The 12,640-nt window shown below is 41.6% G+C and carries 15 protein-coding genes and 2 pseudogenes; 14 read left to right on the forward strand and 3 right to left on the reverse strand.

Annotation, left to right across the window (positions count from 1 at the left end; translation table 11 throughout):
* The first annotated feature begins 12 nt into the window (after window positions 1-12).
* The 4 genes from NQ556_RS02825 (at window position 13) to NQ556_RS02840 (ending at window position 3,172) form a co-directional block, all read left to right on the forward strand.
* Window positions 13-831 carry an undecaprenyl-diphosphate phosphatase gene (locus tag NQ556_RS02825; protein ID WP_022220164.1) on the forward strand — a complete coding sequence of 273 codons (819 nt, stop codon included), beginning with the start codon at window positions 13-15 and terminating at the stop codon, window positions 829-831.
* A gap of 120 nt (window positions 832-951) precedes the next feature.
* Window positions 952-1,725, forward strand: coding sequence for a basic amino acid ABC transporter substrate-binding protein (locus NQ556_RS02830; RefSeq protein ID WP_008372628.1), 774 nt, complete (start codon window positions 952-954; stop codon window positions 1,723-1,725).
* A gap of 24 nt (window positions 1,726-1,749) precedes the next feature.
* A complete protein-coding gene (locus tag NQ556_RS02835; protein ID WP_008372629.1) occupies window positions 1,750-2,439 on the forward strand; it encodes an amino acid ABC transporter permease in 690 nt (229 codons plus the stop codon).
* On the forward strand, window positions 2,429-3,172 hold the full coding sequence (locus tag NQ556_RS02840) for an amino acid ABC transporter ATP-binding protein (protein WP_008372631.1): 744 nt from the start codon (window positions 2,429-2,431) through the stop codon (window positions 3,170-3,172). The genes NQ556_RS02835 and NQ556_RS02840 overlap by 11 nt, the downstream gene beginning before the upstream one ends.
* 144 nt (window positions 3,173-3,316) lie before the next feature.
* On the opposite strand, the gene NQ556_RS02845 is transcribed toward NQ556_RS02840, so the two are convergent.
* Entirely contained in the window at window positions 3,317-4,891 is a 1,575-nt protein-coding gene (locus NQ556_RS02845) for an IS1182 family transposase (RefSeq protein ID WP_055156304.1), read from the reverse strand.
* A 294-nt stretch (window positions 4,892-5,185) separates the two neighbouring features.
* Here NQ556_RS02845 and NQ556_RS02850 point away from each other — a divergent pair, with 294 nt between their 5' ends.
* From NQ556_RS02850 to NQ556_RS02865, 4 genes are read left to right on the forward strand one after another with little or no spacing between them, the layout of a single operon-like run.
* Entirely contained in the window at window positions 5,186-5,725 is a 540-nt protein-coding gene (locus NQ556_RS02850; protein WP_227120131.1) for a phosphatase PAP2 family protein, read from the forward strand.
* On the forward strand, window positions 5,715-6,749 hold the full coding sequence (locus tag NQ556_RS02855) for a lysylphosphatidylglycerol synthase transmembrane domain-containing protein (protein WP_008372636.1): 1,035 nt from the start codon (window positions 5,715-5,717) through the stop codon (window positions 6,747-6,749). The genes NQ556_RS02850 and NQ556_RS02855 overlap by 11 nt, the downstream gene beginning before the upstream one ends.
* Window positions 6,743-7,384 (forward strand): CDP-alcohol phosphatidyltransferase family protein, encoded by a 642-nt coding sequence (locus NQ556_RS02860; RefSeq protein ID WP_008372637.1) that lies wholly within the window; start codon window positions 6,743-6,745, stop codon window positions 7,382-7,384. The genes NQ556_RS02855 and NQ556_RS02860 overlap by 7 nt, the downstream gene beginning before the upstream one ends.
* Before the next feature lie 33 nt (window positions 7,385-7,417).
* On the forward strand, window positions 7,418-8,308 hold the full coding sequence (locus tag NQ556_RS02865; RefSeq protein WP_204575784.1) for a phosphatidylserine decarboxylase: 891 nt from the start codon (window positions 7,418-7,420) through the stop codon (window positions 8,306-8,308).
* Between the two features lie 72 nt (window positions 8,309-8,380).
* On the opposite strand, the gene NQ556_RS02870 is transcribed toward NQ556_RS02865, so the two are convergent.
* Window positions 8,381-9,163, reverse strand: a complete 783-nt coding sequence (locus NQ556_RS02870; protein ID WP_008372640.1) for an HAD family hydrolase — start codon at window positions 9,161-9,163, stop codon at window positions 8,381-8,383.
* 157 nt (window positions 9,164-9,320) lie between these two features.
* On the opposite strand from NQ556_RS02870, the gene NQ556_RS02875 reads away from it, so the two are divergent.
* The 5 genes from NQ556_RS02875 to NQ556_RS02895 all read left to right on the forward strand — a co-directional run bounded on the left by NQ556_RS02875 (window position 9,321) and on the right by NQ556_RS02895 (window position 11,643).
* A complete protein-coding gene (locus NQ556_RS02875; RefSeq protein ID WP_008372643.1) occupies window positions 9,321-9,767 on the forward strand; it encodes a TnpV protein in 447 nt (148 codons plus the stop codon).
* Window positions 9,768-9,981: 214 nt separating this feature from the next.
* On the forward strand, window positions 9,982-10,311 hold the full coding sequence (locus NQ556_RS02880) for a DUF6442 family protein (protein ID WP_005608366.1): 330 nt from the start codon (window positions 9,982-9,984) through the stop codon (window positions 10,309-10,311).
* A complete protein-coding gene (locus tag NQ556_RS02885) occupies window positions 10,308-10,514 on the forward strand; it encodes a helix-turn-helix transcriptional regulator (protein ID WP_003865061.1) in 207 nt (68 codons plus the stop codon). Before NQ556_RS02880 ends, NQ556_RS02885 begins: the two co-directional genes overlap by 4 nt.
* Before the next feature lie 9 nt (window positions 10,515-10,523).
* Window positions 10,524-10,826, forward strand: coding sequence for a hypothetical protein (locus tag NQ556_RS02890; protein WP_008372645.1), 303 nt, complete (start codon window positions 10,524-10,526; stop codon window positions 10,824-10,826).
* Between the two features lie 19 nt (window positions 10,827-10,845).
* Entirely contained in the window at window positions 10,846-11,643 is a 798-nt protein-coding gene (locus NQ556_RS02895) for a YhfC family intramembrane metalloprotease (protein ID WP_243426633.1), read from the forward strand.
* A 352-nt stretch (window positions 11,644-11,995) separates the two neighbouring features.
* Here NQ556_RS02895 and NQ556_RS16635 read toward each other — a convergent pair.
* Window positions 11,996-12,160 (reverse strand): annotated as a pseudogene (locus tag NQ556_RS16635) (IS110 family transposase); the annotation flags it as partial.
* Window positions 12,161-12,212: 52 nt separating this feature from the next.
* Between NQ556_RS16635 and eda the strand changes: the two are divergent.
* Window positions 12,213-12,617: pseudogene (gene eda, locus NQ556_RS02905) on the forward strand (bifunctional 4-hydroxy-2-oxoglutarate aldolase/2-dehydro-3-deoxy-phosphogluconate aldolase); the annotation flags it as partial.
* Between the last annotated feature and the right edge of the window lie 23 nt (window positions 12,618-12,640).

Consider the following 12,640-nt stretch of genomic DNA (forward strand, 5'->3'; position numbering starts at 1 on the left):
AAAGAGGTCAAAATGTTAGATGTTTTAATTGCTGTCATTCTGGGTATCGTGGAAGGTATCACAGAATGGCTTCCAATCAGTAGTACAGGGCATATGATTCTGGTAGAGCAGTTCTTACATATGAGTACAAGTCATGAATTCAACAGTATGTTCCGTGTTGTGATCCAGCTCGGTGCAATTATGGCGGTCGTTGTTCTGTATTTCAATAAGCTGAATCCGTTTTCAAAGAGAAAATCAGCGAAGCAGAAGAGAAATACAATCAACCTGTGGTGCAAGATCGTTGTGGCTTGTCTGCCGGCAGCTGTGATCGGGCTGTTATTTGATGATATCCTTGACAAGTATCTTTACAATTATGTAGTTGTTGCACTGATGCTGATCATTTATGGTATCTTCTTCATTCTGATCGAGAAAAAGAATGAACACACCAGACCGCAGGTTACAAAGCTGACAGAGCTTACCTATCAGATGGCACTGATCATCGGAGGCTTCCAGGTCCTGGCACTGATCCCGGGTACTTCACGTTCAGGAGCAACCATCCTTGGAGCACTGCTCATCGGAACTTCCCGCTATGTGGCAACAGAATTTACCTTCTACCTTGCAATCCCGGTTATGTTCGGAGCAAGTATCTTAAAGGTTATCAAATTCGGATTCCATTATACCGCGATCGAAGTGGTCATTTTGCTTGTGGGATGCCTGGTAGCGTTCTTCGTATCCGTATTTGCAATCAAGTTTTTGATGGGATATATCAAGAAGCATGACTTTAAGGCATTCGGTTATTACCGTATTGTACTTGGAGTTCTGGTACTTCTTTATTTCCTGATTTTCGGCTAAAAGAGAATAATCACGAAAAAAGGTGGGAATTTATGCAGAAAAATGTATAAAAACCCACTTTGTTTTTTCTTTATAACATGATAGAATAGGGGAAATGGATAAAATTTGGAGGTTGGTATTATGAAAATGAAAAAAGTAATCAGTGTTGTACTTGCATGTGCATGTGTATTCAGTTTTGCAGCTTGTGGATCAAAGAGTGATTCATCAAAGAGTGACTCTGCAAAATCAGACAAGAAAGAAAAGCTTGTTATGGCTACAAACGCAGAATTCCCGCCATTTGAATACTATGACGGAGACGAAGTTGTCGGAATCGATGCAGAATTCGCAGCAGCGATCGCTGACAAGCTTGGAATGGATCTGAAGATCGAAGATATGGCATTTGACTCTATTATCCCGGCTGTTCAGAGCGGAAAAGCAGATATCGGAGCAGCAGGTATGACTGTAACAGAAGACCGTGCTACACAGGTTGATTTTTCTGACAGCTATTATACAGGAGTTCAGGTTATCATTGTAACAGATGACAGTGATATTACAGAACCGGATGATCTGAAAGGAAAGAAGATTGGTGTTCAGCAGGGAACAACAGGGGATATTTATTCTACAGATGATTTCGGTGATGATAATGTAGAGCGTTTCAACAAAGGTATGGAAGCTGTACAGGCTCTGCAGCAGGGCAAGATCGATGCAGTGATCATTGATAACCAGCCGGCTAAGACATTCGTAGAAGAAAATGAAGGTCTGAAGATCCTGGAGACTTCTTATGTAGAAGAAGACTATGCACTGGCAATCAAAAAAGGTAATGATGATCTGGTTAAGAAAGTCAATGATGCGATCAAAGAGTTAAAAGAAGATGGAACATTTGATAAAATCGTTGCAAAATATATTACAGACTAATCGGGTACAGACTGGTGGTGTCTTATGAGTGATTTTAAAGCAAGATTTATAATGAATTTTATAAAAGATGACAGATGGCACTACATTGCAGACGGACTTAAGGTTACATTAATTGTAACCTTTTGTGCTGTCCTGATCGGTGTAGTTCTCGGATTCCTTCTGGCAATTGTCCGTTCCACATATGATAAGACCGGCAAGCTGAAGCTCCTGAATCTGATCTGCCAGATTTACATCACGGTCATCCGTGGTACACCGGTTGTTGTACAGCTGCTTATCATTTACTTTGTAATTTTTGCAAGTGTGGATGTCAGTAAGACGATCGTAGCGATTCTGGCATTTGGTATGAACTCCAGTGCTTATGTTGCTGAGATTTTCCGTTCCGGTATTATGGCAGTTGATAACGGACAGTTTGAGGCAGGACGAAGCCTTGGATTTAATTATCGTCAGACAATGATCTATATTATCATGCCGCAGGCGTTTAAAAATGTCCTTCCGGCACTTGGAAACGAATTTATCGTTCTCTTAAAAGAGACTTCTGTTGCCGGATATATTGCCCTTCAGGATCTGACAAAGGGTGGAGATATCATCCGAAGCAGAACCTACGATGCGCTTATGCCGCTGATGGCAGTTGCGATCATTTACCTGGTTATGGTTATGATCTTCAGTAAACTGGTAAGTATGCTGGAAAGGAGGCTAAGGAACAGTGACCACTAATGGAGATGTATTGATCCGTGTAGAAAATCTGCAGAAAGCATTTGGCGATTTTCATGCACTGAATGGAATTACAGAAGAGATCCACAAAGGAGAAGTTGTGGTAATCATCGGACCGTCAGGATCCGGAAAATCTACATTCCTCCGTTCCCTGAACCTTCTGGAGGTGCCGACCGGAGGTCATATTTATTTTGAAGGTGTGGACATTACAGATGCAAAGGTAGATATCGACAAACATCGTCAGAAGATGGGAATGGTGTTCCAACACTTTAATCTTTTCCCACATAAGACGATTCTTGAAAATATCACACTGGCTCCGATCAAGCTCCTGAAAAAGGATAAAGCAGAGGCAGAAAAAGAAGCAAGAGTACTTCTTAAGAGGGTTGGACTGGAAGAGAAGGCAGATTCTTATCCGTCACAGCTTTCCGGTGGACAGAAGCAGCGGATCGCGATCGTGCGTTCCCTTGCCATGAACCCGGATGTAATGCTCTTTGATGAGCCGACATCCGCACTGGACCCGGAGATGGTTGGAGAGGTTCTGGAGCTGATGAAACAGCTTGCCCAGGAAGGCATGACCATGGTTGTTGTTACACATGAAATGGGATTTGCAAGAGAGGTTGCTGACCGTGTCATGTTTGTGGATGAAGGAAGAGTAAAAGAGCAGGGAACTCCGGAAGAGTTCTTTGCAAATCCTAAGGATGAGCGTTTAAAGGAATTCCTGTCAAAGGTTCTGTAAAAATAAAGAAATATAAAAGAAAAAAGGGCGTGTGAAAAAACGAAAGTTTTTTCATGCGTCCTTTGCTTATGAATACAACAGTAGTTATAGTTCATAAAAAAGTGTATAACTCCCCTTTCCCCATAAGAAAGCTATTATGGAATCCTATGCGGCAGTTGCAACTTTTTTCTGTTTGTTGTGATATTTATAAAGATTGTGTCCAATAGAAACAAGAAATACTTCCAGCAGAACAGATTTTATTCCTCTTCGGACAATTCTTTTGTACCAACGGTCGTTTTTGATGATGCCAAATGTACCTTCTGCCTGAATAGATCTATTCATTCTTAGAAGTGCTCCCTGGATACTTTCAAGATTTTCAATTACTTCCTGATGCATCGCTGTAAGTTCACGGTTGATCCGAACGATACGGTTTTTATCTGTCTTTTTACATTGTTCTGCGTATGGACATCCGGAACAGTCTTCACACTGGTAGTATTCTTCCTGACGTCCATACTTGTTTCCCTTTACGTTTTTTCGATACCGAAGATAAAAGTTTTTCCCGTTTGGACAACGCATGATTCCGTCTTCACCAATTGGAAAATTTACCGCTCGGAATGGATCTTCACGATACTTCCTGTCAGTAGTCTCTTTCTTGAACATGGTGAATTTCATATACTTTTCCATTCCATGCTGTTCACAAAAGATGTAATTGTTGTAAGAACCATATCCGGCATCTGCCACTGGATACTTCGGATAAAAGCCATATGTAGTATAAAACTCGTTCATCAACGGAATAAAACAATCCATGTCTGAGCGATACTGATTTACATCAACAACAGCAATGTATTCATCCGCAACACCAACCTGCACATTGTAAGCTGGAAGCAGCTGGTCATTTCCCATATAGTCCGTCTTGATCCGCATAAAAGTGGCTGAATGATCTGTCTTTGAGTAGCTGTTGCGTTCCTTCCCACAGATTTTGATTTTTTCCACGTATTCTTCTAGTTTTACAGCATACTCCCTAAGTTTCTCATAATGACGTTGCTGCGTGGTTTTGCGATGTCCCCTCCCATGAACAAACATCGTTTCATCAATCTGCCAGGCTTCTGCATACTGTTCAGTCGCTTTCTTCAGATACTCAGGTGCATACTCACTATTGATACAAAGCTTTATCCCTGTACATGACAGTTCTTCATTGATTTCCTCAAAGAGTGTAGTAATCTTATCAAAGAGACGGTATCTGGATTTTTCTGTGGCTTTTTTCCACACCCAGGAATATTTATTTGTATTTGCTTCAAACTTGGAGCCATCGATGTATAGATGTTGGAGATCCACATGTTCTGTCTCGAAGATTTTTTTATTTATGTCTTGAAATATTTCTTTAATGGAATCAGCAAGTACCTCGTTAATGAAGTAGCCGAAGGTACGATAAGAAGGTGTTTGATGATCCATGAGATACATGAAGCGGAGATTGACTTTACACTGGTCCTCCAACTCACGTAATGATATATAGCCATTCGCCATAAATCCGAACAAAACTGTCTTCAGCATGCTGACCGGGTCATATCTGAGTCTTCCTGTATAATGTTGTGGAATATTTTTCAGATACTTCTCCAGTTCAATTTCTCCCATAAATTTGTCAAAAGTCAGCACTGGATCACAGATGTCCAGATAATCTTGAATTAGCAGTGGCAAAACTGCCTGTTTTGGGTTAGAATAGATTATGTTATTAATTTTCATTGCAAGCTAATTATAACAGAAAGAAGGACCTTAGGGTTTATAATAAACCCTTGGTCCTTCTTTTTTTCGGGACTATGCTTTTTTCACAGCCCCTTTTTTCTTTAAGAATTGCGAAAGACTATTGCTATTTTTTTATTTATGTATAGTATAGATTGTATGAAGAAAATAAAAACTATAATTCCACTTATTATTACATTTTGTATGAATGCTGTGGTATATTGGGGAGTGCCGCTATTACGGACGGGAATCAAGACTCATAATCTTTCTGGTCCGGCGGATGAAGTGATTCCTTTTATGCCACAGTTTATTATTATTTATTTTGGGTGTTATCTTTTCTGGGTAGTGAACTATTTCATGGCATCGATGCGGGAGGAGAAGGTGAAATACCAGTTTTTTACTGCGGATTTTTATGCGCGGCTGGTATGTATGCTGTGCTTTATTTTTTATCCGACCACGAATACGAGGCCGGTTCTGACAGGGACGGATATCTGGACGCAGGCAGTACGGTTTTTGTATACAGTTGATAAGCCAATCAACCTGTTTCCGTCCATTCACTGCATGGCAAGCTGGTTCAGCTGTATTGCGGTCAGGAAGAACCGGAAGATTTCCAACTGGTATAAAGCTTTTTCTGTCCTGATGACGGTACTGGTCGTGATATCGACACTGGCGCTTAGGCAGCATGTATGGCAGGATGCAGCAGCAGGAATTCTTCTTGCAGAAGTAACCTGGCAGATCAGCAGACGGACAAATGGATGGCAGATTTATCGGCGTCTGACAGAAAAAATAGCAAATAAACTTGGAAACCGGATAGGAATGAGGAGAGATGGAAAATAAAAAGAAGACGATCTTCAATGTCATATTTTTGCTGGTGGTATTTACCGGTACAATGTATGGCGTATTTCATGGGGAAGATATTGGTGAGATTGTGAAGATCCTGGAACAGGTCAATGTATTATGGCTGATTCCGGGAGTGATCTGTGTTGTGGTTTTTATCTGGGGAGAATCGATCATTATCTATTATATGATGCGGACACTGAAAATCCGGCTGAAAAAATGGACATGTTTTCTGTTTTCATCGGTTGGATTCTTCTTCAGCTGTATCACACCTTCGGCATCTGGAGGACAGCCGGCACAGATTTATTATATGAAAAAAGAAAAGATACCAATACCGGTTTCGACGCTGGTGCTGATGATCGTTACGATCACTTATAAACTGGTACTGGTGGTTGTCGGATTGTGGCTGGTACTGTTCGGACAAGGATTTATCCATAAATATCTCTGGAGTATCCGGCATATCTTTTATCTGGGGACAGCTCTGAATGTTTTCTGCGTGACAGCGATGCTGGTGCTGGTGTTCCATCCGCGGCTTGCAAGAGAAATTCTGGTAAAAGGAATGGCACTGCTTGAAAAGCTGCACTTTCTACACCATAAGGAGGCGCGTATTGAAAAGCTGAATGCATCCATGGATCAGTACCGGGATACAGCAGTTTTTCTGAAGGAACACAAGCAGGTGATCGTGAATGTATTTGCGATCACCATGTTCCAGCGGTTTGTGCTGTTTACAGCTACATGGTTTGTATATAAGGCATTTGGGCTTGGAGGTGCAAAAGCAGTCGCAGTCATTACACTGCAGGCGGTCATTGCGGTATCGGTAGATATGCTTCCTCTGCCGGGAGGTATGGGAATCAGTGAAAAATTATTTGCCATGATTTTTATTCCGGTATTCGGAAAACGGCTTCTTTTGCCGGGAATGATCCTGAGCCGTGGGATTGGATATTATACAGAGCTGGGGCTGAGCGCCTTGCTTACGATCGTAGCAAATTTTACAATTGGAAGAAAGAGGGAGATAGAATGTTAGGGGTTTATGATTATACGGTAGTACTTACATATGTCAGTTTGATGGTATCAATTGGAGGAATGATGTTTGCAGTAAACGGGCATCTGCATCTGGGCGTGATGTGTCTTGCAATCTCCGGTCTTTGTGATATGTTTGATGGAAAGATTGCAAGAACAAAAAAGAACCGGACAGAAGTGGAAAAGCGTTTCGGAATCCAGATTGATTCGTTAAGCGATATTGTTTGCTTCGGAGTTGCGCCGGCTGTCCTTTGTTACTGTTTCGGAATGCGCGGTGTGATCGGTGTGGCAATCCTGATGTTTTATGTACTTGCAGGTCTGATCCGTCTTGCGTGGTTCAATGTGATGGAAGAACAGCGTCAGGAAGAAACAGCAGAGAAAAGAGAATGTTATCAGGGGCTCCCGATCACATCCATGGCAATCGCACTTCCGCTTGTGGTTGTATTAAAACCATTTTTAGGTTGTGAATTTATGCTTGCAATGCATGTTGTGATGCTGGTAGTCGGCATTTTATTTATTACAAATTTTAAGTTCAGGAAGCCAAAGAATCTAACAATGGGAGCAATTGTAGTAATCGTAGCAATGGCAGTAATTGGCATCCTGGTCAGACATTATATGCGTTATATGAGTATGATTTAGCAGGCAGACGGTCAGCGGCAGAGGAGGAATGAAATGTATTACATGGACAGAGAAGGTCATCGGATAAAAAAGACAACCAGTCAGGATAAGTTTTTAAAATTTGTGTATACCCATACAGCAACCAGAGTACTGATGCGCCCGCTTCTTTTACCGGCAGTATCCAGACTGGGAGGGAAGCTGTTGAATACAAAAGTGTCCGCTGTTTTTGCCGGACTATTTGCCAGAACACACGGGATCGATCTGAACAAATATGAAAAACAGAAATTTGATTCCTATAATGATTTCTTTACCAGAAAAATAAAAGCTGAGGAACGCCCGGTTAACAGGGAAGATACCGTACTGATCAGTCCATGTGACGGGAAAGTGAGTGTCTATCCAATTCACGAAAACGGACAATTCTTCATTAAACATACTCCATATACAACACACAGCCTCATTCGCGATGCAAAGCTTGCCAGACATTATATGGGAGGCTGGGCGGTAGTAATCCGTCTTACAGTAGACGATTACCATAGATACTGTTACGTGGCAGATGGAGAAAAGACCTATCAGAGAAGGATTCCGGGAATTTTTCACACTGTAAATCCGATTGCAAATGATATCTGCCCGATCTACAAAATGAACAGCAGAGAATACTGTCTTGTAAAAAATGAAAAACTTGGCACCATCCTGATGATGGAAGTCGGTGCACTGATGGTCGGAAAGATCCGGAATTATAAAAAAGAACGCTGCCAGGTAAAACGCGGCGAAGAAAAAGGAAGATTTGAATTCGGAGGTTCAACGGTTGTGCTGCTCCTGGAACCAGATAAAGTCTTGCCAGACAGTGATCTGATCCGGAACACGTTGCAGGGAGCAGAAACCATTGTGAAGATGGGAGAACGCATAGGGGGAGTTGTCTGTCTTGAAAAAAACAGCTCCATATAAAGAATTGGACTGGTAACATTTGGAAGAATATTATCAGTCCAATTCTTTATATGGAGCGTCCCCATTTTTACTCTACAACAACCCCTGCATCACCGGCAAAGGTGATTCCACAACGTAATCTGCCGCCTTCTTGGCGAGAGGGTGGCCGGTTGCCATGACATACGCTGTTCCCGCAGCTTTCAGCATCTCGATATCATTCTGTTGGTCTCCGAAGCAGATGCATTCCTCTTTTTTGATCCCGAATTTTTCCATTAGAACTTTCAGTGCCGTTCCTTTATTTGCATTTGGCGCAATAAAATCAATCCAGTGATCCGCAGAAGTTACAACGCGGATTTCATCCCCGATTCTTTTGTGGAAGAAGGGTTCCAGATTCTTTGTGCCACCAAAATCACAGATGGCTGCTTTGATGATCGGTTCTTTAATCGCATACAGATCCGGCACGTAGGTAACGATGTTATGCATATCATTTTCCATATAATCAATGAAACGTTCATCGGTTGAGTCGCTGTAATAAGTATCTTTTACAGAAAGGATACAGTGTCCGGTGTGATAGATCTTCCGGTATTCCATCAGGGCATCCAGAATATGCCGGATGGTTTTGGATGGAGTCAGACCGGTGGCGAGTATCTCTTCTTTATAGACGCACATGGAACCATTTTCAGCGATATATGGAATGTCGAAGCCGAGAGGAGCGAAAAGCCTGCGGATATTGGCATACTGGCGTCCGCTTGCGGCAGTGAAGATGATTCCTTTTTCATGAAGTGCTTTAATCGTATCATATATTTCTTTCGGCACAGTCTGCTGATAGTTGTGAAGCAGAGTGCCGTCCAGATCACTTGCAACTAATTTGATCATAAATTTCCTCCTGAGTCAAAATAACGATACGCCGGAAACTATGGCGCAAAACTACATTGACAGTATAGCAAAAATGAGAAGGGCAGGCAATGCAGAGCTGAAAAGAGAAAAAACAAATGCTAAAATTTGAGAAAGCGGATAAGCAGAAGGTGACGAAATGCAGCAAAGCGGAAAAGGTGTAAAACGGACACTGGGACAGAAGACAGAGGATCGACTGATGAAATATATTCTGGATAAACCGGTAAAAATAGGAGAGAGGATACCTACTGAAGGTGAACTGACAGAATTATTTGAAGTTGGACGAAGTACGGTAAGAGAGGCGGTTAAAGGGCTGGTCACAAGAGGCGTGCTGGAAGTGCGCAGAGGAGACGGAACTTATGTCATCAGTACCATTTATATGGAAAATGATGTTCTCGGGTTTGGAAACATGGAGGACCGTTATCGGTTGGCACTGGATCTGTTTGATGTACGTCTGATGATCGAACCGGAGATTGTAACCTGGGCGTGCAGAAAAGCAACGGATATGATGAGATGGATAGGATTGATGAATAACATTCGAGCCTGTGCCGATGAGATTGTATTGAATGATATTGTGTATTCCTAACTGATACCAACCGAAGAAGAACTGCTGTCAAACCGATGGCAGTTTTTCTTTTTCGGCAAGTATTCAAGAAGTCATTAAGTCGTGAGTATAATCGAAGTGGTAGAAAAGTTATCTCTTATATCGGTTGTAACTTTTTTATGAACTCTATTGACAAGAAAACTTGGTATGTGTATAATTAAAATATGCAAAGAAAACTTGGTATGGAGGTGTTTTTATGAAAAAGGACGAAATCTTAAATGCAAGCAGAAAAGAACATCGCAATAAGGACTTGGCTGAAATGGAAGTGGTATATCAAGCCGGAAGTCACGCAAGTAGAGTTGGTGCTTTAGTGTGTTGTTTGCTTTCGCTGTTATCTTCTGTGCTTGCTCATACTATGATTTACAGTCCGTGGGTTATATACTTCAGCATTATTGCAACACAATGGTTAGTTCGTTTTATCAAAATGAAGCGAAAGAGCGATTTGGTCTTGACTGTTCTGTTTTTTGTGCTTTCCATTTTGGCATTTGTTGGATTTGTTAGCCACCTTTTAGAGGTGAGAATATGAAAGAACAATTACAACTGAAAAATCACTTAAAGGAAGTTCGCACAGAAGCAAATCTTTCTCAAGCTCAGCTTGCAGAAATGGTAGGGGTATCAAGAAATACCATTAGTTCTATTGAAACAGGACAGTTTAATCCAACTGCAAAATTGGCTCTAATTCTTTGTATTGCATTGGACAAAAAATTTGAGGAACTATTCTATTTTTAGGAGGTCATTATGGAAAATATTATAATGTTGATTTTGGGAGTGTTCATATCTGTTTTGGGAATTGTAAATATCAAAGGCAATATCAGCACAATTCACTCTTATAACAGGCGAAAAGTAAAGGAAGAAGATATACCAAAGTATGGAAAAACAGTCGGCACAGGAACGCTGATTATAGGAATATCTCTTGTATTAGGTTTTATTGTTTCGTTTTGGAGTGAAATAATTATAGATTATATCATTCTTCCAGCAGTTATTGTCGGATTAGGCTTTATATTGTATGGACAGTTCAAATACAATAAAGGAATTTTTTGAGAATCAGGGAGATATAAAGATGGAATTGAACACAATATCAGGTCTGGCGATAGCGGGAGTTATCTGCTCCGTTGTCCTCTCGATGGGGGTACCGATTGCTTTGTTCATTGCAGGGAGGGTGAAACTTAAGGCAAGGATTTCCTCGTTCTTTATCGGAGCAGGAACCTATCTGCTGTTTGCCATACTGTTGGAGCAGCAGCTGCATGTTCTTGTCATTCAGTTCTGCGGACTGAACGCACAGAGCAGGCCATGGCTTTACTATGTGTACGCGGCTTTGGCTGCAGCGGTTTTTGAAGAGACCGGAAGACTGATTGCCATGAAGTTCTGGATGAAGAAATGGCTGGATTTTCCAAATGCACTGATGTATGGAATCGGGCATGGCGGTGTGGAGGCCATTCTGATCGGAGGACTCTCCGGAATCAGCAATCTTGTGTCCATGCTGATGATCAACAGCGGAGCCATGCAGAATACGCTGGCGGCACTTCCTGCTGAGTCTGCAAACCAGACCGTGTCACAGCTGTCGGCCCTATGGACAACACCGGCACCACTCTTTTTTGTAAGCGGAATCGAAAGAATCAGTGCCATCATTCTGCATATCGGGTTGTCACTGCTGATCTACCGGGCGGTAAAGGCAGGCAAATGCAGGACAGCGGCTTTTACAGCGGTTCTTGCATATGGGATTCATTTTATCGTGGACTTCTTTGTCGTGGCAGGTCCGGCGCTTCTTCCCATCTATGTGATTGAAATTGGTGTCTTTATGATGGCAGCCGGAACTCTTGTTATGGCGCTGAAGATGGGAAGGATGGAAGAACTGTGAATTCCAGTTTTCTGCTATCATAAAACAGAATATATCTGACAGAACGCACCGTAGAAATACGGTGTTTTTTGTTACCCAAAACCCATAATTCAATACATAACCACAGGTTAGTACAAATAACTTATGTGCTTTTTTGAAAGGCTTAGAAAGGGATATTTACCCCTATTTTCGCCCCGAGAAATGACACAAATAAGGATTAATGTATCTTTTCTGTGGTTTTTATATTTTCGGCAGGAAAACCTACTAATAAAAAGTCAAGTACTTTTTGAAGAAATTTAAGAGTTGAAAAATAGGCACAAGAAATAGGCTACCCAAAACGGCTAGCTTAACGGAGGTGATAATCGTTTGATATTTAAGACTCTTCGATTTGAGATTGCTCTAAGTTGTGTAAGCACTCCTTAACCTTGCCATAGTAGATTCGTAAGAATTTATTGGTACCAGCGGTCATGTAAACAAGGTATGGTTTTCTTTCAGCGCGTTTTCTATCAAGGAACTGATAGACAGGTTCGTTTACAGGCTTGGAGAAAACTTAGAGGAACTCAAGGAAAACGGATTTTATGAGAAATGCTGCTGTTAAGGAAGGAGCAAAATTCATCGTAAGTCCTGGATTTGATACTGAAATCGTAAATTACTGTCTGGAAAAAGAAATTCCGATCTTCCCGGGATGTGTGACACCATCCGAAGTGGCACAGGCAGTAAAAAGAGGACTGAAAGTAGTTAAATTCTTCCCGGCAGAACCTGCAGGTGGAGTGGCTATGATCAAAGCAATGGCAGCACCATACAATCAGCTTCGTTTTATGCCGACAGGTGGAATCGGAACACAGAATCTGAAAGATTATCTGGGATTTGACAAGATCATCTGCTGCGGCGGAAGCTGGATGGTAAAAGCAGATCTGATCAAAAACGGCGAATTCGAGAAAATCTGTAATCTGACAAAAGAAGCGAAAGAACTGGCAAAGAGCATTCGCCCTTAATGAACTGAGCCCTTTTATCAAGG

The sequence above is a fragment of the Coprococcus comes ATCC 27758 genome (genome assembly GCF_025149785.1).
Taxonomy (GTDB): Bacteria; Bacillota; Clostridia; order Lachnospirales; family Lachnospiraceae; genus Allocoprococcus; species Allocoprococcus comes.